This is a genomic window from Stenotrophomonas sp. GQ19 (genome assembly GCF_059758695.1).
On sequence record NZ_JCAXES010000009.1, the window covers coordinates 168,117 to 187,042 of the forward strand.

Genomic DNA, 18,926 nt, shown 5'->3' on the forward strand with positions numbered 1-18,926 from the left:
CACTACGATTTTTTGGGTTGCTGGCCAGCGGACGGCACTACGTGGACGGTCAGGCGGCGCGGCGCAGCGAGTCGGTGAGGGATTCGATGCTGGCGGCCTTGGGTTTGACCAGCCAGAACTTGCCTACGTAATCGCGGAACTCGTCGAGGATCTGCTGCGCCCAGATGCTGCCGGTCAGTTCGCGGTGGCGGCTGATCAGCGTATGCAGGTGCTGGCGATGGTTCTCGAAGCCCTCGGCGGAAATGCGGTGGATGTCGATGAGTTCGTGGTTGTAGCGGTCCACGAAGTCACGGTCGATATCCAGCACGTAGGCCAGGCCGCCGGTGAAGCCGGCGCCGAAGTTCAGGCCCACCTTGCCCAGCACCAGCACGATGCCGTCGGTCATGTATTCGCAGCAGTGGTCACCGGCGCCTTCGATCACCGCCAGCGCGCCGGAGTTGCGCACGCCGAAGCGCTCGCCGGCACGCCCGGCCGCGAACAGCTCGCCGCCGGTGGCGCCGTACAGGCAGGTGTTGCCGATGATCGCGGTGTTGCGTGCTTCGAAGCGCGCACCACGCGGCGGGCGTACCACCAGCCGGCCGCCGGCCATGCCCTTGCCGACGTAATCGTTGGCTTCGCCTTCGACCTCCAGCTGCAGGCCGCCCACGTTGAACGCCCCGAAACTCTGCCCGGCGGTGCCGCGGAACCGCAGGGTCAGCGGCGCATCGCTCATGCCCTGGTTGCCGTGCACGCGGGCGATCGCACCGGACAGGCGGGTGCCGATCGAGCGGTCGGTGTTGTGGATCAGGAAGCGGTGTTCGCCGCCGAGCTTGCCGGCAATGGCCGGGGCCAGCAGACCGTCCATCTGCGTGGCCAGGCTGTCCGGCGATTCGTACAGGCGCTGCGCGGCGCAGTGGCTGCCTTCGTACCGGGCCGGGTTGAGCAGGCGCGACAGGTCGACCTTGACCCCGGGGCGCGGCGCTACCTCGACCTGTTGCAGCAGGTCGGTGCGGCCGACGATCTCGTCCAGCGAGCGCACGCCCAGGTAGGACAGCCAGCCCCGCACTTCCTCGGCCAGCAGGCGGAAGAAGTTCTCCACGCGCTCGGGCAGGCCGGTGAAGTACTGCGCGCGCAGGCGCTCGTCCTGGGTGGCCACGCCGGTGGCGCAGTTGTTGAGGTGGCAGATGCGCAGGTACTTGCAGCCCAGCACGATCATCGGCGCGGTGCCGAAGCCGAAGCTGTCCGCACCCAGCAGCGCGGCCTTGATCACGTCCAGGCCGGTCTTCAGGCCACCGTCGGTCTGCAGCAGGGTGCGCCCGCGCAGGTCGTTGGCCACCAGTGCCTGGTGCGATTCGGCCACGCCCAGCTCCCACGGCACGCCGGCATAGCGGATCGAGCTGACCGGGCTGGCACCGGTGCCGCCGTCATGGCCGGACACGGTGATCAGGTCGGCGCCGGCCTTCACCACGCCCGCGGCGATGGTGCCGACACCGGCATGGCTGACCAGCTTCACCGACACCAGCGCGTCGGGGTTGACCTGCTTGAGGTCGTAGATCAGCTGGGCCAGGTCTTCGATGGAGTAGATGTCGTGGTGCGGCGGCGGCGAGATCAGGCCGATGCCCGGCTTGGCATAGCGCAGCCGTGCGATCAGTTCGTTGACCTTGTGGCCGGGCAGCTGGCCGCCTTCGCCGGGCTTGGCGCCCTGGGCGACCTTGATCTGCAGCACTTCGGCGTTGACCAGGTATTCGGCGGTGACGCCGAAGCGGCCCGAGGCCACCTGCTTGATCTTGCTGCGCTTCTCGGTGCCGTAACGCACCGGGTCTTCGCCGCCTTCACCGGAGTTGCTGCGCCCACCGAGCCGGTTCATGGCAATGGCCAGCGCTTCATGCGCTTCGGGCGACAGCGCACCCAGGCTGATGGCGGCGGTGTCGAAGCGACGGAACAGGTCTTCGGCCGGGGCCACCTCGTCCAGCGGCGTGGGCGTGGGCGCGGCCTTGAGCTGCAGCAGGTCGCGCAGCGCCGACACCGGGCGGCCGTGCACGGCCTCGCAGTAGCGCTGCCAATCAGCGGCATCACCACTGCGCGCGGCGCGCTGCAGGGTCATGACCACGTCCGGGTTGTACATGTGGTATTCGCCGCCGTGCACGTACTTCAGCACGCCGCCCACGTCCGGGCGCAGCAGGTCGTTCCAGGCACGCACGGTGAGTTCGCGGGCCTCGTCGTCCAGGCGCGCAAAGCCCACGCCGGCCACGCGCGAGGCGGTGTCCGGGAAGCACAGGTCGACCACCTCGTCATCGAGGCCGACGATCTCGAACAGCTGCGCGCCGCGATAACTGGCCACGGTGCAGATGCCCATCTTGGAGATGATCTTGGACAGGCCCTTGTAGATGCCCTTGCGGTAGCGGCGGCCGATCTGCGACTGCTCGCCGCCCTTGCTCAGCTGCAGGATGCCGCGCCGGCCCAGGTCGAACAGGGTCTGGTAGGCCAGGTACGGGTACACCGCGGTGGCACCGAAGCCGAGCAGGCAGGCCATGTGGTGCGCGTCGCGTGCGGTGCCGGTTTCCAGGATCAGGTTGACGTCGCAGCGCAGCCCGGCGTTGGACAGGTGGTGGTGGACCGCGCTGGTGGCCAGCAACGCATGCACCATCGGCCGGTCGGCGACCGGGTAGCGGTCGCTCAGCAGCAGCATCACGATGCCCTCGCGGGCAGCCGCCTCGGCCTCGGCGCAGATGCGCTCGATGCCGGCCTTCAGGCCTTCGTCCAGGCTGTAGGACAGGTCGATCAGGCGGTTCTTCTCGACGTACTGCTCCATCTTGATCAGCTGGCGCAGCTTGCGCTGGCTGAGCACCGGCGAATTGAGGATGACGTGGTTCACCGTCTCCGCACCGGCATGGAAGATGTTGGTCTCCTTGCCGAGCTGCGTGGTCAGCGACATGACGCAGTCTTCGCGCAGCGGGTCGATCGGCGGGTTGGTGACCTGCGCGAACGCCTGGCGGAAATAGTCGTACAGCGGGCGGCTGTGCTGGCTGAGCACGGCCATGGGCGTGTCGTCGCCCATCGAGCCGGTGGCTTCCTGCTCGGTCTCGGCCAGCGGCCGCAGGATCTGCTCGACTTCTTCGGTGCTCAGCTGGAACAGCTTGTGGTAGCTGCGCAGGGTGCGCTCGTCGAACGGTTCCTCCACCAGTGAAGGATCAATCAGCTCGGTCTGCAGGTAGGTCACGCCCTGTTGCAGCCATTGCTTGTACGGCGCGCGTCCGCGGTTGATGCGGTCGATGGCGTCCGAGTCGAGCAGATCACCGCGCTTGAGGTCGATGGCCATCATCTCGCCCGGGCCCAGCTTGCCCTTGCGCACCACGCGCTCGGCCGGCACTTCCCACACGCCCGCTTCGGAGGCGACCAGGAAGTGGCGGTCGGAGGTGAGCATCCAGCGCGCCGGGCGCAGGCCGTTGCGGTCCAGCGTGCAGGCCGCATAGCGACCGTCGCAGGCGACGATGCCGGCCGGGCCGTCCCACGGCTCGCTGTTGAGCCCGTAGAACTCGTAGAACGCGGCCAGGTCGGGGTCCTTGAACTCCAGCGACTGGGTGGCCGGCGGCACCAGGATGCGCAGCGCCTGGATCAGCTCCATGCCGGCGCTGACCATCAGCTCCAGCATGTTGTCCAGGCTTTGCGAATCCGAGCCGTGCATGGAGATCACCGGGTCGAACTGGCCGATGTCGAAGCGCGGGGTCTTCCACACCTTGCTGCGCGCCTGCGCCCAGCGGCGGTTGCCCTCGATGGTGTTGATCTCGCCGTTGTGGGCGAGCATCCGGAACGGGTGCGCCAGCGGCCAGCGCGGCAGCGTGTTGGTGGAGAAGCGCTGATGGAACACGATGGCGCTGGAGGCCAGGTCGTTGCGCTGCAGGTCCACGTAGAAGCGGCTCAGCTTGTCCGGCAGCACCATGCCCTTGTAGCTGATCGCGTTCGGGCTGAGCGTGGTGACGTAGTAGTCGGCGTGCTCGCGCAGCTGCTGTTCGCTGCGGCGGCGGGCCAGGAACAGGGCCAGGGTGAAGGTGGCCTCGTCCTGCTCGGCACCGGCATCCACGAACACCTGTTCGATGCGCGGCAGGGTGTCGCGGGCCAGTTGCCCGCACACGCTGGGGTCGGTGGGCACCAGGCGCCAACCGACCGGTCGACAGCCGGCATCGCGCAGCTGCTGTTCCAGGGTGTCGCGGCAGGCCTGGGCGGCCGCTTCGTCGTGCGGCAGGAACACCACGCCGGCGGCGAAACGCGCCCCCAGGCTGAGCCCGGCTTCGGCGGCGAGTGCCTTGAGGAACACGTCGGGGCGGCGCAGCAGCAGGCCGCAGCCGTCGCCGGTGATGCCATCGGCGGCCACGCCACCACGGTGGGTCATGCGCGAAAGTGCCGCAATGGCGGTGTCCACCAGCAGTCGGGACGGCTGGTCGTCGAGCTGGGCAACCATGCCGAAACCACAGGCATCGCGCTCATCTTGCGGGTCGTAAAGCCCTTGGCGGTTGCGGGGGGCCATCTCTGCCTCAATGTCGGGTGAGCGGCGACACTCGTCCCCGCTCAATCCGTTGAGCGCATCTGGAGGCACCGGATGACTCGACTAGATCACAGTTGCTGCAACGCCGCAATACACGGTTGCAGGCGCAACCAAACCCCTTCAAAAACCGCCTGGAACCAGGGTTCCAGGCGTCCCTGTTCAGCCGCAGCGCAGGCCGCTGATGGCGCCCTTTTCGTCCACTTCGATGTTCAGTCGTTCACCGACGAACTCCATCGTGGTCATGTCGTTGGGCTTGAGCACCCGCAGCTGTTTGGCGCTGGCGTCCTGCTGGGCCTGGCTGCCGATTTTGTCGGTATAGGCCTGGCCGACCAGGCTCTGCACCTGGGTGGCATCGCAGTTGCCGACCGGCGGCGCTTCCAGCGCCTTGCCTGTTTCATCGGTCGGGGCCGCAGCGGCCTCGGCGGCCTTCTGGGCATGGGTGCCCACGGCTTCCTGCTCGTCCATGGGCGGCGCCTGGCAGGCGGCCAGTACGAGCAGGGCGGGAATGACGGCCACAAGGCCAATGGAACGCCGCAGGCGGCGGAACGACAAGGACGGCATCGAGACTCCAGACATCGAACCAGGGAAACCTTGGAGGATATCGCCAAGCGGGGCGTGAGGTGTTCGTGTTGTGTTATTGACGCGCCCTCGCACCCGCACCGGGTATCACTGCAGGCCCTTACCGCCGCGTCCTCCGATGAGCCCCAGCCGTCGCGTCACCCCCGAAGTCGCCGCCGCCCGCGAGGCCGGCCTGCGCTATGTCAGCGATGAAATGCCGGGCCTGCAGCGGCGCCGTGCCGGCAAGGGCTTCAGCTACCGCGACGCCGATGGCGCGGCGGTGCGCGATGCCGCCACCCTGGAACGGATCCGCGCGCTGGCGATTCCGCCGGCCTACACCGACGTGTGGATCTGCGCGCTGCCCAATGGCCACCTGCAGGCCACCGGGCGGGACGCGCGCGGGCGCAAGCAGTACCGCTACCACACCGACTGGGCGCGGGTGCGCGGCGACGGCAAGTTCGACCGCATCATCGCCTTCGGCACTGCGCTGCCCGTGCTGCGCCGCCGCCTGCGGCGCGACCTGAAGCTGACCGGCTTCCCGCGCGACAAGGTGCTGGCCATTGTGGTCGCGCTGCTGGCGCAGACGCTGGTGCGGGTGGGCAATGAGGTATACGCCCGCGACAACCGGTCCTACGGGTTGACCACGCTGCGCAACCGGCACCTGGCGCTGGTCAAGGGCGGGCGTGCGCAGATGCGCTTCCGCGGCAAGTCCGGACAGGCGCATGAGGTGGACGTGGATGATCGCCGCCTGGTGACGCTGATCCGTGGCTGCCAGCAGCTGCCCGGGCAGGCGCTGTTCCAGTACCGCGATGACGAGGGGGCGGTGCAGCCGGTGGATTCGGGCATGGTCAACGACTATCTGCACGACGCGATGGGCGAGGATTTCAGTGCCAAGGACTTCCGCACTTGGGGCGGGACGCTGGAAGCCATCCGCCAGTTGGCCGTCACCGAGCTGCCCGAACCGTCCAGCGAACGTGCGCTTGCGGGGTTGCAGAAGCAGGTGGTGTGCGAGGTGGCGAGCCTGCTGGGCAATACGCCGTCGGTGTGCAGAAAGTCCTACATCGATCCGTGCGTGTTCGACGGCTGGCGCGCCGGCTCGCTGAAGGCGCTGGCAGGTCTGCGCGGCGAGCGGCAATGGGAGCAGGCGACGTTGAAGGTGCTCAAGGCCGCACGGCGCACGGTCAAGCGCGCGCGGGCGGCCTGAGCGGGTCCATCAGCCGCAGTAGAGCGCGGTGATGTTGTTGGTGCGGCCGGTTTCGATGGTCAAACGCTCGCCGCCGGTTTGCGCGCCCGGGGTCGGGTTGGCCGCGCCACTGGCGGTGGGGCCGCTCTCGGCGCGCTGCCCGCGCACCACGTTCACCTGCAGGCTGTCGCTGTCCACCCGGGCGCGCTCGATGGTGGCCGCCGATGCGGCCAGGCCCACCGCACCGCGCACCTTGTCCACGTGGCACTGGCCGGAGATCACCCCGTCGATGGGTTGCACCTGCGCCACCGGGGTGCTGCTGCAGGCGGAAAGGGTGGCCAGGGCGGCCGCCGCGAAAAGGGTGCGGTACATGGGTGACTCCAGCAGGTTTTCCGGCCTGCAGCGTGCCGCGTTTGACGTATGCAGCGGATGAAGCCTGCACGGATTGCCCACATCGCACTCACTTTGCGTGGCCGCGCGGTTGGCCACACTGCCTGTGCACTTGAACGCTTTCGCAAAGGAGCCGCAGATGGCCACCCGCAAGACTCGCACGCCCACCTCGCCCGCCGCCGCTGACAAGGCCGCCAAACCCCTGGCCGAGCGCACGCCGGTGGTGAAGACCGCCACCCGCAAGGCAGCGGCGAAGGACCCGCGCGCCGCCCGCGTGGCCGCGCGCCAGCGCCGCCTGCAGGACCAGGAGAAGGCCAAGGATGCACGCGTAGCCAAGCAGGCCGCGAAGAAGCAGGTGGCGAAGAAGGCGACCAGGAAGGCCACCCAGGCCGGCGCGCGCAAGCAGCCGGAGACGATGCCGGCGCAGCAGATCGCCAAGCCGGGCAATGAGCACGAACTGGCGCTGGCGCCGCGCTTCCTTGCCCCTGACTACAAGGGCAGCGGCAAGCTTGCCGGCAAGCGCGCCATCATCACCGGGGCCGATTCGGGCATCGGCCGCGCGGTGGCCGTGTTGTTTGCCCGCGAAGGCGCCGACGTGGCCGTGCTGCACCTGGACGAAGCGGCCGACGCCAAGGTGACGCGCCAGCATGTGGAAGCCGAAGGCGGCCGCTGCCTGGTGATCGCCGGCGACGTGCGCGACCCCGCGTTCTGCAACAAGGCGGTCAAGCAGGTGGCCAAGGCCTTCGGCGGGATCGACATCCTGGTCAACAATGCCGCCTTCCAGCTGCATTGCGAGCGCCTGGAAGACCTCGAGGACGCGCACCTGCAGGAAACCCTGCAGACCAACATCGGCGGCTATATCCAGATGGCCCGCGCGGTGCTGCCGCACCTGCAGGAAGGCGACTGCATCATCAACACCGGGTCGGAGACGGGCCTGTTCGGCAGCAAGGCGTTGATCGACTACTCCGCCACCAAGGGCGCCATCCACGCCTTCACCAAGGCGCTGGCCAGCCAGCTGCTACCGCGCGGGATCCGGGTCAACGCGGTGGCGCCGGGCCCGGTCTGGACACCGCTCAACCCGGCCGACAAACAGGCCGCCGACGTGGCCGAGTTCGGCAAGGACAGCGACATGGGCCGCCCGGCGCAGCCGGAGGAGTTGTCCCCGGCCTACGTGTTCCTTGCCTCCCCGGTGACCGCCAGCTATATCAGCGGGGCGATCCTGCCGGTGATGGGCGGGCCGCGCGGCTGAGCGCGGCGCGGTAGCACGGCAGGCTGACGCGCGCGATCTACGCCGCGTCAGCCGCCGGTGGGCGGAGTGGGACGGACATGGATAAGGAGTGCAACGATGGGTGTCGCCGCCGCAACCGGATTGGGACTGCTGCTGGCGGGCGTGGCCGCCGCGCCGCTGACGTCGATAACCACCGAGGACGGTGTGACGGCCACGCACTACGTCTCCCGCCACCAGCTGCACTGCGGTGACAGTCGCTTCGACATCACCGTGGACGCGGGGCAGGCCGCGCCGGTGACTGCGTTCACGGTCAACGACGTGGCGCTGCCGCCGGAGCAGGTACGGCAGATCAATGATCAGATCGGTGCGCGCTCGGGGTTTCTGGGCCTGCGCAGTTCCTGCACGCGGCAGCGCCAGGCGCTGACGCTCCAGTTCACCTCGCCGACGCGGACCTACGGGGTTGCCGTGCGCTTCGTCGATGGCCGGCTGGCATCGGTGGTGGGCACAGCGCCGTAGAACGCGGCGATCGGGGCGATGAAGTCCTGCGGGTTGGCACCGACCAGGTTGGTCAACACGACCACCGCCAGCCGACGTTCGGGATAGACGATGAACGCCGCGCGTGCGCCGCCCATGCCGCCGACCTGCAGGTCCGGGGCCGTGCCCATGATGGGCCAGCCGGCCGACCAGGCGCCGGGCTCACCGTTGTTCAGGCGTTCCGGTGTCCACATGCGGCGCACGCCGTCCGGCCTGAGCAATTGCCCCTGCGACAGCGAGATGATCCAGCGGCCCACCTCGTCGGCGGTGGTGAGCATGCCCGCACCGGCCCACAGACCCGGTGACAGGTCGTAGAACCAGTGCGACAGCCGTTGCGGTGCATCGGCGGCGTCGGTCTTGCGGGGGAACCAGCTGTAGATGGTGGCCGCGTCGGCGACCAGGTCGTAACTGTCGCCGAAGGTGGTGCGTGGCATGCCCACCACGTCGAACTGATGCCTGGCCATGTACTGCGGATACGGCATGCCGGCCTGCCTGGCGATGATCCGCGCCAGCAGCACGTAGTTGGTCTGGTTGTACCGGAAGCGCTCCCCCGGCGCTGCTTCCACCGGCAGGGCGGTTACCTGCGTCCACGCCTGCTCTTCGGTGCCGCCGCCCAGCAGGCCCTGCGCATCGAGGATGTCCGGCAGGCCGGAGGTATGGGCGAGCAGCTGGCGCACCTGCACCTTGCCCCACGCCGGCGGCAGATCATCCAGGTAGCGCGACACCGGTGCCTGCAGATCCACGCGCCCGGCTTGGGCCAGCTGCGCCATCGCGACCCCGGTAAAGGACTTGGTGGCCGAGTTGAGCGGGAAACGCGTGTCGCGCGTGGCGGCCACGCCGTTCTCGACATTGGCCAGTCCATAGGCCTCGGACAGCACCAGCTGGCCGTCCTTGACCACCGCGATCTGCAGGCCCGGAATGCGCCTGGCCTGCATCGTGTCCTGCACGAACCGGCGGGCCTGCGCGTTGGCGGGATCCCAGGCGGTGGAGGGAGCGGCGAAACACGCCAAGGGCACTGCGAGCGCGGCCAACAGGACGGGGGTGCGGAGGGCACTGAAACGCATGCAGCTTTCCTTGGGCGGGTGCACCGGTCGCCGCGCGCCGGTGGAGCGGCGGACAGTCCGGGCTCGCAGGCTTGGATGCGGCGGCGGGCGAAAAGGTTTAACCGGCGCGCAGGCGACCGTTCGTCGGCGCGCGCCGTCCGGCACTTGACGACAGTTGTAGTCACTGGCACGGTGACGACACGTGTAGTCATCGGAGTGTGTCATGCGCGGCAAAACCATCGGGGACCAGGAACTGGCCCTGTTGCAGTACGTAGCAGAACAGGGCGGCGCCACCGTCGGTGAAGTGGCGGCGGGGTTTGGCGAAGAACGCGGGCTGGCCCGCTCGACCGTGCTGACCATGATGGAACGCCTGCGCGGCAAGGCCTACCTGCAGCGCAAGCAGGTGCAGGGCGTGTACCGCTACGCCGCCACCAGCGGCCAGGACAGCGTGGTGCAGGGCGCGGTGGCCAGCTTCGTGGAAAAGACCCTGCAGGGCTCGGTATCGCCGTTCGTGGCCTTCATGTCGCACAAGGCCGAGGTCAGCGACCAGGAACTGGCCGAGCTGGAAGCGCTGGTCGCGCAGTTGCAGTCACGCAAGCGGGAGGGCTGAGCCATGGAGACGCTGATGATGGACCTGCTGGTGCGGCTGGGCTGGACCAGCGTGCAGAGCGCGGTGCTGGTGGGCCTGGTGTGGGGCGTGTGCCGGCTGCTGCCGGGCCTGCCGCCGTCCACGCGGGTGCGTTTGTGGTGGTTGGTGGCCCTGCAGGCGGTACTGGGCCTGGTCTGGAGCAGTCCGCTGGAGCTGGCGGTGTTGCCCGCGCCCGCGGCGCAGACCACGCAGGTGATCGCACTGCCTGCCATGGACGCCGCGGTTGCGGTGGCACCTGCGGCCGCCGACACGGTTGCGATGGCGGCGCCGGCCTCGGTGCTGTGGTCGTGGCCTGCCGTGCTGCTGGCAATGTGGGCGGCGGGTGTGCTGGTGATGCTGCTGCACAGCCTGCGTGGCTATCGCCACAGCCGCGCGCTGGTACGCGATGCAGTGGAGTGCACCGATGCCTCGCTGCAGGACGCATTGCAGCTGGCGGCCGAAGCACACGGCCTGCGCCGCGCGCCCGCCTTGAAGATCTCCGCGCAGATCCGCTCGCCGCAGCTGATCGGACCGTGGGCCCCGGTGCTGCTGCTGCCCGCGCGCGAACTGCCGGCGATGGCGGCCGACGACCTGGACATGGCGCTGACCCACGAGCTGGTGCACCTGCAGCGCCGCGACCTGTGGTGGGGCTTGCTGCCTGCGTTGGCGCAGCACCTGTTCTTCTTCCATCCGCTCGTGCATCTGGCCGCCCGCGAATATGCGCTGGCCCGCGAAGAAGCCTGCGATGGTGCGGTGGTGGCCGGGCATGGCCATTGCCGGCACGACTACGGCCGGTTGCTGGTGCAGCTGGGCGTGGCCCCGCGCCCGGCGGTGGGTGTGGCCAGTGCGTCGCCGAACTTCCGCAGCCTCAAGCGTCGCCTGCTGAGCCTGCAGCAGACCCGTCGTTTCCCGCGCATGGCGGCCATGGCGATCACCGCGGTGTTCGTGCTGGTCGGTGTGGCGCCGCTGCGGCTGGTGGCTGCGGTTGCGCCACCCGCGCCGCCGCCGCCACCGGCTGCACCGCACGCCCCGGCCACGCCGCCGCCCGCGCCCTCCGCGCCGGTCCCTGCCCCGGAACCGATGGCGGTCCCTGCGCCGCCGGCACCGCCGATGGCACCGCAGGCGCCCCGTGCGCCGGCCTCACCGCAGGCGCTGGACGATGGCATGCCGCTGGTCACCCACGGCCAGCTCACGCTGTCCCGGCAACCGGCGCAGGCCTTCGTACTGATGGGGGATGGCGACAACTTCGTGAATGCCTCGGTGGCCGACCTCAAGCAGGCGCGGCGCGATGCCCGCGATGGCGAACCGGTGCTGTGGGTACGGCGCGGGCAGGCCCGCTACCTGATCCGCGATCCGGCCGTGCTGCGGCAGCTGGGACGCAGCCAGAGCGAAGTGGCCGCACTGGGCGACGCGCAGGCGGACCTGGGCGATCGCCAATCGGAGATCGGCGAGCAGATGGCCAGGGTGAGCATGCAGGTCACCGCCGACGTCATGGCGCATCTGGATGTGGACGCGGTGACCCACGCGGCCGCGCAGCACGCCACCCTGGACGCGGCCGCCGAGGCCAACCAGGCGGCACGTCAGGCGCGCAAGGCCTCTGCCAAGGCCGTGGATGCGCAACAGCTCGCCCGGGTGGCCCGCGAACAGGCCGAACTTGGCCGCGAGCAGGCGCGCCTGGCGCAGCAGCAGAGCCTGGCCTCGGCCCGCGCCGCACGTGACGTGCGCGCGGCGATCGACCAGGCACTGTCCAGCGGCAAGGCCGAGCGCCTGCGCGACTGACCGCGCGGCAACGGCGGCCTGCGCAGCGACGCAGGCCGCCGCCTTCATGGGCTCACGCGATCAACCGCAGTTGGCGCGGACGATCTTGTTCTGTTCGTCCACTTCGATGCTGACGCGGTCTTCGCGGTAATCCATGGTCATGGCCATGCCCGGCTTGAGCACGCGTGCATGGCGGGCGCCGCTGTCCTTGACTGCTTTGGCGAGCACCGCCTCGCTGGCGGTCTGGCCCACCAGGCCATTCAACTTCTCCGCATCGCAGCGGGCGGCACTGTCGGCACCGGCGGCCATGGGTTCGGACGTGGGGGCGTTGGTTTTCGGCGGCTGGCTGCAGGCGGCCAGTGGCAACGCACAACCTAGGGTCAACAACAGGGCAAGGCGCATGCGGTACTCCTCCCGGGGTCAGTAGCGGGCAGTGTGGTGGGTGCGTGCTTCACATCGCGTCAAAAGCCCACCGCCGCGTTCATTCGCCCTGCAGTGCCAGCGTTTCCCGCGCGCGCTGTTCCTCGGCCACCAGCCGCAGCATCAACAGCGACAGCGTCACCACGTCCTGGTGGTTGTGCTCGGCCACGCGGCGCAGGTTCACCGCGCTGCCGCCGCGCAGGTAGTTCAGCCATGCCGCCGGCGCTTCCGAACCGGGCAGGTCGTCTTCGCGCACGATCTGCAGCAGCTGCCGTTCGATGGTGGCCAGCCGGCAGTTCTCCCAGGTGCCGCGGTAGCGGCGGCGGGTCGGGAACAGCAGGTCCACGTGGTCCAGCGGGGTGATCGGGCAGCGCTGCCGGGCCAGCCGGTAGCGGGTCTTGAGCAGCGGGGCGTCGTAGCAGCGGCCGTTGTAGCTGGAGAACACGGTGGTGGGCTGCAGCCAGCCGGCGAACTCGCGCAGCATTGCGGTTTCGGCGGCCATGGTGGTCATCAGCAACTGGCGGATGCGCAGACCCTCGCCCTGTTCGGGATGGGCATGCCAGTCGGCCGCCCCGATCATGAAAGCGCGGGTGCCGGTACCGCCGGCCAGGCCGGTGGTTTCGGTATCGAAGAACATCAGGTCCTGCGGCTGCACCTGGTCGCCCTCGCGCTTGGCGAAGGCCAGCGACAGCGGTTGGGTGGGAATGGGCTGGGGCAGGAACGATTCGATCAGGAACAGCCCGGGCGCGATCTCCTCGCCGGGCACATGGCGGTCCTGCGCGTTGGCGCGCGGCGCGGGCGCTGCGGCGCTGCCCCGACCACGCAGGCCCAGCAGCCGGTGCAGGCTGCCCACGTCGGGCGTGCGCAGCGCCGGTGCGGGCGCTGCGGGCGTGCTGGTGGCCGCACCAGTGGGCTTGTGGCGGATTTCCTGTTCGACCCAGGCAAACACCGAGGCCGGCGCGGGGGACCGTGCGCGCGCATCGTTGGCGGCGGCGGGGAGCGCGGTGACGTGTGCCGACCGACGGTCGGTGCCGACCGTTTCGTTGGGGGTGGCCACGCCCGTGTCAGCGGCGGGCGGTGCACCCTCGGTCGCCTTCGTCCGCTCCCCCGCAGGCGCGGGGGTGGCGTCACCGGCCTGCCGGCGCAGCAGGCGCAGCTTGTCCAGGCTCAGGCTCACTGCGGCACCACCTCGGCATGCACGCGGTCCTGCGCGTCGGCGCCGGGCAGCGCCGGGGCATCGAACAGGTCCAGCACCTTCAGCGCCAGCGCCCGGGGCGTGGTGGCATCGTCTTCCTGCCCGGCCAGCACCGGACCCACGCAGGCCGGGCAGCCGGCCTTGCAGTCGCAGCGCTGCACCAGCTCGCGCGCGCGCTGCAGCAGTTCGTCCTGGCGCAGCCACAACGGCTCGCTCAGGCCCACGCCACCGGGGAAGTTGTCGTACAGGTACACGGTGGGCACGAACTGCTGCTGCAGTTCGATCGCGCTGGCATCGAACTCGGCCCCGCGCAGCTGGCCACGGCCGCTCTGGTCGGCCACCGCGAACCACGCGCCGTCGCCGTTGCCCACCGCCTTCTGCAGGTCGCGCGCGTCGGCCATCACCGCCACCGTGGCCACGATGTGCAGCGCATATGCCGCGCCCAGGAAACCATCCAGCGCTTCCTGCTTGCTCTCGAACGCGGTCAGCAGCAATGCCTGCGGCAGCTGCCACCACACCGCGGTGGTGTGCAGTTCCTGGTCGGGCAGGTTGACCGGGCCGTAGCCGATGTTTTCGTGGGTGTAGTAGCGGATCTTCTTGTAACCGGCCACGCGCCGCACCACGTGCACCTCGCCGTGGTGGGCATCGCCCTGCCCGGCAAGGCAGCCGTCGAAACGGTCCAGCACCTTGAGCTTGGTGAAGTCGATGCTGTCGGTGTAGTAGTCCACGTGGGTGCGGGTGACGTAGGCCTTGCGGCCGTCCCAATCCAGCCGCTCCACCTGGTACGGCGTGGACTGCACCATGTGGATGGCGCCTTCATACAGGGTGAGCGCGGCCGCCGAATAATCCACCTCGGCGATGATCTGCTGCTTGCCGTCGCTGCGGTCGACCACCACGAAGTTGCCGTCGGCCACCGAACGCAGGCTCACCGCGTTGGCCGGGTAGCTGTCGGCGATCCACTCCCAGCGGTCGCCTTCGCGGTGGATCACCTCGGTTTCGGCCAGCGCTTCCAGGAACACCAACGGGTCGATCGGCCCGAACGGGTCGCCGGCCAGGAACGGCAGCTCGAAGGCGGCGCAGCGGATGTGGTCGAACAGGATCAGCGGCTGGTCCGGGGCGATGCGCGCGTGCTCGGGCGATGCGTCGGCGAAGAAGTCCGGGTGGCGCACCACGTACTGGTCCAGCGGCTGCGAACTGGCCACCATCACCCCCAGCGCGGGCTGCTGGCGGCGCCCGGCGCGACCGAAGCGCTGCCAGGTGGCCGCCACGCTGCCGGGGTAGCCGTTGAGCACCACCACGTCCAGGCTGCCGATATCCACGCCCAGCTCCAGCGCCGAGGTGCTGACGATGCCGTCGATCAACCCGGCTCGCATGGCACGCTCGGTCTCGCGGCGCTCGGTGGGCAGGTAGCCGCCGCGGTAGGCGCGGATGCGCGCGGGCTTGCGCGGGTCGTGGTCGAAGATGTCCTTGAGGTACTTGGTGAGCACTTCAACCATCAACCGGCTCTGCGCGAAGATCAGCGTCTTCAGCCCGGACTTGATCGCGATGCGGGCGATGCGGTTGCTCTGCGAACGCGCCGAGGCGCGCAGGCCCAGGTCGGCGTTGACCACCGGCGGGTTCCACAGCAGCACGTGCTTGGGCCCGCTGGGCGCGCCGGATTCGGTGATGGCGGTGACCGGGGCTTCGATCAGCGCCTGCGCATGCGCCTGCGGGTTGCCGATGGTGGCCGAGCACAGGATGAACTGCGGCTCCACCCCGTAGAACGCGCAGATGCGCTTGAGCCGGCGCAGCACGTTGGTGACATGGCTGCCGAACACGCCGCGGTAGGTGTGCACTTCATCGATGACCACATAGCGCAGGTTCTCGAAGAACTGCGCCCACTTGGTGTGGTGCGGCAGGATCGCCTGGTGCAGCATGTCCGGGTTGGAGACCACGATGTCGCCGTGCAGGCGGATCGCCTGGCGCGCATCGCCGGGCGTATCGCCGTCGAAGGTGAAGGCTTTCACGCCCAGGTCGCCGGCGCGGTTGAGTTCCAGCAGCTCGGCCACCTGGTCCTGGGCCAGCGCCTTGGTCGGGAACAGGTACAGCGCCTTGGCCTTGCCCTGCATGGCCGCACTCACCACCGGCAGGGTGTAGCACAGCGACTTGCCGCTGGCGGTGGGGGTGACGATGGCCACGTGCTCGCCGCGCTGGGTGGCATCCCACGCCTCGGCCTGGTGGCTGTACAGCTGCTCGATGCCGCGCGCCTTCAGGGCGGCGGTGAGCGCGGCCGGCACGTCGGCCGGGATCGGCGCGTAGCGCCCTTCGCGGCCGGGGATGGTGAAGCTGCCGGTGATGCGGTCGGCGTAGCGCTGCTGCAGGCGCGCGGTGAGCAGCGCGCCGTTGCGCGAGGGCAGCCCGTCGGTGGTGGACAGGCGGCGCTCGGCATCTTCGGTGCGCTTGGCGAGTTCGTAGGCCATGGGAACAACGATCTGCAAAGGACGCCATGGAACCACAGCGGCGTCTCAATGTTTGAGACACACCGCGGGTGGTGGGTGAATGATTCAGCGCGTGGGTGCGGGACGTGTGGCCAGCGCGGCCACCGCAGCGTCTAGGCAGCCAGCACCGCTGCCAGTATCACCAGGAGCAGGCGTACGCCCGGCGTCATTGGTGCTGCCGGGTCTCGGCATCCACGGAGGGAGCCCATGTGGCGTGATGGAAGTGCGTCTGGCGGGTGCAGCGCAGCAGCAGCAAGGTCTGTACGCCCAACAACAGCACTGCCAATGCACGCCAGACACTGTGGACAAGTGCCGCGGTGAAGGGCGAGGCCTCTGATCGGGTATCGATGTGCAGGCGCAGGCCGTGGACGTCGTGCTCGCGCCCGACCACCCAACCGCGCAACGCGAACGGGCGCTGCTGGCTCACCTGGTCGCGGGTGTGTTGCCAGTGCTCCAACGGTGCCTCCACTACCGAGGGACGGATGTCAGCGGCCCGATGCACGTCGATCAGCACCAGGCCGTCGGTTGGCGTTGCCAGCGCGATCGAACCGATGTCCGCCAGCTTGTGCTGGGCGAACTCACGCACAATGGCCAGCTGGATCTCGTACAACGCTTTCAGGTCCGCTCCGCCCAGGTACACCGTGTCGTCGTGGGCCTGCGCCAGGCCCCGGAGGGTGTCGGAAAGATACTCCCAGCGGTTGCCATCGACGCGCGGCACGCGTCCGCCCGCTTTTTCCTGAAGCGCCGGCAGCAATAGCTCCAGTAGGCGGTCACGCAAGGCGTCGCAAGCCACAACACCCTCCAAGCACACCCGTTCAAGTGCCTCCACCAGCGGTGCCACGCCGAGGATCCGGTTGCGGTGGCCTGCGGTGGACCGGCTCGGAAAGGTCGACTGCAGCGCCAACAGTTCGAGACGACTTATCTCCACGCGCATGGCATCGTCGCGGTCCAGCAGGTCCAACGTGGGGGGCAGCACGATCCCAGGAAGCTCGATCGCCGGGCCACCCCACAGCGTCTGCCGACAATCGGATTGCGCCAGGGTATGGCCGGCAGCCAGCAGCGCAGCGATACCGCAGGTGCCGTCACCCTGCAGGCTGACCCGATCCCCTGGTCGCGGCGGAGCGGCCAGTACGGTGGCTGGCGTGGGGTCGCTGCGCAGGGCCGGGACATGCAGCGCATGACGGGCAATGCGCAGGTCGTCAAAGACGGCGTTCCCGGCCTGCAGCGACCACAGCGTGGCCAGCATTGCCGTCCCCAACCAGACCAGGTGGCGGCCCAATGTCGACGGGGGCAGGCGGCGTGCCTCTTCGACCAGCGAACGGCCGGGATTCAGCGACAACAGATACCGATCAGCAGTGCGAACCTCGGCAATCACTGGTTGCCCCAGCGGAAGTGCATGGCCGGTGCACCAGTGGCGCGGCGCATTGACTTGCACATTGCCGATCTCCAGGACAGGGGTGTCGATTTCGACCTGGCCAATGGGCTGCGGGCGTGGCTCCCCAAGGGTGCCTTTGAACTGGTTGACGGTACCTGCCGCAGGCAGCGGTCGGCGACGCGGGCGGGTGAGTGCCACGCCGACTGACGCGCTTACGATGCCGGCCACCAGCATCAACCAAGGCAGGTCCAGCACGCGCATGGTGCCCAGCCACAACAGCAGGCAGGCCAGCAAGTAGCAGCCGGCGCTCGGCAGACCCAGCCACTGCGGCTGGCGGAGGGCCCGTTCCTCAGGGGTTTCCTCCCGCTGAGCAGGCAGGTCCGAGGAGCAACAATCGATTTGGGGCCCGGCTACCGGAGCCAAGCCCTGCCCCTGGGCCGCATCATCGACAGGAGGTGCGGGCGTGGTCTGCCGTTCTGTGGCCAACCATGCATAGTGCTCTGCCTTTGCTACCTGTTCGCGCACCAGTCCTGCGGCTATGTCGAACCCGTTCATGCGCACGACGATCGCTTGCGAATGACCGAGTACCACCTCGGCACGGGGCTGCGCCGGCACGAACTGGCGCGCGTCGTAGGGCAGCACCACCTCCACCTCCCCCAGCCGTTCATGGAGTAGCTGCGCCTCGTCATGCTCGAGGCTGTAGGGACCTGCCAGGTTTCGGACCTCCCGCGATTCAGCCAGCTGCCCGGTCAACCGAAAAGGTTCCAGCGCAGCGAACTCCGCTTCATCCAGCGCGCGCACGACTGGCGTCTTGCGCAGTGCCCTGATCGCATACCGTGCATCGCGACGTCGCCCGGCGTAGATGACTGCGCCCAGCAGCGACAGCAGCAGGATCAGGAGCTTGGCAAACACCAGAAAGGTGAGCATGGGCGGTTCCAGGCACGGGTGAACCGCACAGCGTCGCCCTTGCCGTGCACGGCGACAATGCAACATGTTGCAATGTGGCGTCACACACGGGCTGAACGCCGCTTGCGCCACGCAACGAAATCTGAATCCTGGCACGGTATCCTCGCCGATGAACGCACCGGAGATTGGTAGAGCGCCGTGTCACGACGTGGACCGCAGGGAGCACTTCTGATCAGCATGTTGCTGGCCAGCATCGCGCACGCGCAACAGGCCGCGCCGAGCATGTCGCCCGCGCCGGTGGCGTCGACCGACGTGGCCGCCCCACCGCCGCAGGACAGCGTCACCACGCTGGGCGAAGTACGCGCCATCAAGCCCGATGAAGACGTGCCGCTGGATCTGTACCGGTTCAAGAGCCCGGTGCAGGCCGAAAACAACCGCTTCAGTCGCTCCTGGCGCGAGCCGCCCACTCCAGAGCAGGTGAGCATGAGCGGCGGCTACGTGATGATGGGCATCTACTACGGTATCGCCAAGGCCGCGCAGGGTATCCATACGATCACCGGCGCACCGGACCAGATCCAGTCGGCCATCGCCCGCCCACCGCCGCAGCTGACCGAACAGCAGCAACTGCGCGCGCTGCAGTTCTGCGATCCGCAGCAGGGCTGCGTGGCACCGCCGCAGAAGTGACCGGCTATCCTGTCGCCCCGCCACG

The 18,926-nt window shown here is 69.0% G+C and carries 14 protein-coding genes; 6 read left to right on the forward strand and 8 right to left on the reverse strand.

Features of this window, described 5'->3' with window-relative positions:
- Positions 1 to 49: 49 nt before the first annotated feature.
- A complete protein-coding gene (gene gltB / locus AC6CHL_RS16545) occupies positions 50 to 4,504 on the reverse strand; it encodes a glutamate synthase large subunit (protein ID WP_498295381.1) in 4,455 nt (1,484 codons plus the stop codon).
- Positions 4,505 to 4,681: 177 nt separating this feature from the next.
- Positions 4,682 to 5,083, reverse strand: a complete 402-nt coding sequence (locus AC6CHL_RS16550) for an I78 family peptidase inhibitor (RefSeq protein WP_081797291.1) — start codon at positions 5,081 to 5,083, stop codon at positions 4,682 to 4,684.
- Positions 5,084 to 5,219: 136 nt separating this feature from the next.
- Between AC6CHL_RS16550 and AC6CHL_RS16555 the strand changes: the two genes are divergently transcribed.
- Entirely contained in the window at positions 5,220 to 6,284 is a 1,065-nt protein-coding gene (locus tag AC6CHL_RS16555; protein WP_498295383.1) for a DNA topoisomerase IB, read from the forward strand.
- A gap of 9 nt (positions 6,285 to 6,293) precedes the next feature.
- On the opposite strand, the gene AC6CHL_RS16560 is transcribed toward AC6CHL_RS16555, so the two are convergent.
- The gene (locus AC6CHL_RS16560; protein ID WP_038691388.1) at positions 6,294 to 6,635 is read right to left on the reverse strand and encodes a hypothetical protein; all 342 of its coding nucleotides are present in this window, start codon (positions 6,633 to 6,635) and stop codon (positions 6,294 to 6,296) included.
- Positions 6,636 to 6,792: 157 nt separating this feature from the next.
- Between AC6CHL_RS16560 and AC6CHL_RS16565 the strand changes: the two genes are divergently transcribed.
- Positions 6,793 to 7,902: an SDR family oxidoreductase gene (locus tag AC6CHL_RS16565; RefSeq protein ID WP_448132669.1), complete on the forward strand. Its 1,110-nt coding sequence runs from the start codon at positions 6,793 to 6,795 to the stop codon at positions 7,900 to 7,902.
- A gap of 96 nt (positions 7,903 to 7,998) precedes the next feature.
- Entirely contained in the window at positions 7,999 to 8,397 is a 399-nt protein-coding gene (locus AC6CHL_RS16570) for a hypothetical protein (RefSeq protein WP_498295385.1), read from the forward strand.
- On the opposite strand, the gene AC6CHL_RS16575 is transcribed toward AC6CHL_RS16570, so the two are convergent.
- Positions 8,334 to 9,479 (reverse strand): serine hydrolase domain-containing protein, encoded by a 1,146-nt coding sequence (locus AC6CHL_RS16575; RefSeq protein WP_498295387.1) that lies wholly within the window; start codon positions 9,477 to 9,479, stop codon positions 8,334 to 8,336. The two genes, AC6CHL_RS16570 and AC6CHL_RS16575, sit on opposite strands and share 64 nt — an antisense overlap.
- 202 nt (positions 9,480 to 9,681) lie before the next feature.
- Between AC6CHL_RS16575 and AC6CHL_RS16580 the strand changes: the two genes are divergently transcribed.
- Together AC6CHL_RS16580 and AC6CHL_RS16585 are read left to right on the forward strand one after the other, a co-directional pair.
- Positions 9,682 to 10,068 (forward strand): BlaI/MecI/CopY family transcriptional regulator, encoded by a 387-nt coding sequence (locus AC6CHL_RS16580; protein WP_038691382.1) that lies wholly within the window; start codon positions 9,682 to 9,684, stop codon positions 10,066 to 10,068.
- Positions 10,069 to 10,071: 3 nt separating this feature from the next.
- Positions 10,072 to 11,865, forward strand: a complete 1,794-nt coding sequence (locus tag AC6CHL_RS16585) for a M56 family metallopeptidase (RefSeq protein WP_498295389.1) — start codon at positions 10,072 to 10,074, stop codon at positions 11,863 to 11,865.
- Between the two features lie 60 nt (positions 11,866 to 11,925).
- Here AC6CHL_RS16585 and AC6CHL_RS16590 read toward each other — a convergent pair whose 3' ends face one another.
- From AC6CHL_RS16590 to AC6CHL_RS16605, 4 genes are all read right to left on the reverse strand, one after another.
- Complete coding sequence (locus tag AC6CHL_RS16590) at positions 11,926 to 12,246, reverse strand: I78 family peptidase inhibitor (protein ID WP_448132673.1); 321 nt, start codon at positions 12,244 to 12,246, stop codon at positions 11,926 to 11,928.
- 79 nt (positions 12,247 to 12,325) lie between these two features.
- Positions 12,326 to 13,441 (reverse strand): ribonuclease H-like domain-containing protein, encoded by a 1,116-nt coding sequence (locus tag AC6CHL_RS16595; protein WP_498295390.1) that lies wholly within the window; start codon positions 13,439 to 13,441, stop codon positions 12,326 to 12,328.
- On the reverse strand, positions 13,438 to 15,918 hold the full coding sequence (locus AC6CHL_RS16600) for a DEAD/DEAH box helicase (RefSeq protein ID WP_038691374.1): 2,481 nt from the start codon (positions 15,916 to 15,918) through the stop codon (positions 13,438 to 13,440). Before AC6CHL_RS16600 ends, AC6CHL_RS16595 begins: the two co-directional genes overlap by 4 nt.
- Positions 15,919 to 16,102: 184 nt before the next feature.
- Positions 16,103 to 18,238: an IgaA/UmoB family intracellular growth attenuator gene (locus AC6CHL_RS16605; RefSeq protein WP_463600102.1), complete on the reverse strand. Its 2,136-nt coding sequence runs from the start codon at positions 18,236 to 18,238 to the stop codon at positions 16,103 to 16,105.
- Positions 18,239 to 18,454: 216 nt separating this feature from the next.
- On the opposite strand from AC6CHL_RS16605, the gene AC6CHL_RS16610 reads away from it, so the two are divergent.
- Complete coding sequence (locus AC6CHL_RS16610) at positions 18,455 to 18,901, forward strand: hypothetical protein (RefSeq protein WP_463600103.1); 447 nt, start codon at positions 18,455 to 18,457, stop codon at positions 18,899 to 18,901.
- Positions 18,902 to 18,926 lie beyond the last annotated feature (25 nt).

What these genes read in the sequence shown, in the direction of transcription:
- AC6CHL_RS16565 (WP_448132669.1), top strand. Translation starts at nt 6,793, where the DNA reads ATGGCCACCCGCAAGACTCGCACGCCCACCTCGCCCGCCGCCGCTGAC.
- AC6CHL_RS16585 (WP_498295389.1), top strand. Translation starts at nt 10,072, where the DNA reads ATGGAGACGCTGATGATGGACCTGCTGGTGCGGCTGGGCTGGACCAGC.
- AC6CHL_RS16575 (WP_498295387.1), bottom strand. Translation starts at nt 9,479, where the DNA reads ATGCGTTTCAGTGCCCTCCGCACCCCCGTCCTGTTGGCCGCGCTCGCA.
- AC6CHL_RS16590 (WP_448132673.1), bottom strand. Translation starts at nt 12,246, where the DNA reads ATGCGCCTTGCCCTGTTGTTGACCCTAGGTTGTGCGTTGCCACTGGCC.
- AC6CHL_RS16560 (WP_038691388.1), bottom strand. Translation starts at nt 6,635, where the DNA reads ATGTACCGCACCCTTTTCGCGGCGGCCGCCCTGGCCACCCTTTCCGCC.
- AC6CHL_RS16570 (WP_498295385.1), top strand. Translation starts at nt 7,999, where the DNA reads ATGGGTGTCGCCGCCGCAACCGGATTGGGACTGCTGCTGGCGGGCGTG.
- AC6CHL_RS16600 (WP_038691374.1), bottom strand. Translation starts at nt 15,918, where the DNA reads ATGGCCTACGAACTCGCCAAGCGCACCGAAGATGCCGAGCGCCGCCTG.
- AC6CHL_RS16580 (WP_038691382.1), top strand. Translation starts at nt 9,682, where the DNA reads ATGCGCGGCAAAACCATCGGGGACCAGGAACTGGCCCTGTTGCAGTAC.
- AC6CHL_RS16555 (WP_498295383.1), top strand. Translation starts at nt 5,220, where the DNA reads ATGAGCCCCAGCCGTCGCGTCACCCCCGAAGTCGCCGCCGCCCGCGAG.
- AC6CHL_RS16610 (WP_463600103.1), top strand. Translation starts at nt 18,455, where the DNA reads ATGTTGCTGGCCAGCATCGCGCACGCGCAACAGGCCGCGCCGAGCATG.
- AC6CHL_RS16605 (WP_463600102.1), bottom strand. Translation starts at nt 18,238, where the DNA reads ATGCTCACCTTTCTGGTGTTTGCCAAGCTCCTGATCCTGCTGCTGTCG.
- gltB (WP_498295381.1), bottom strand. Translation starts at nt 4,504, where the DNA reads ATGGCCCCCCGCAACCGCCAAGGGCTTTACGACCCGCAAGATGAGCGC.
- AC6CHL_RS16550 (WP_081797291.1), bottom strand. Translation starts at nt 5,083, where the DNA reads ATGCCGTCCTTGTCGTTCCGCCGCCTGCGGCGTTCCATTGGCCTTGTG.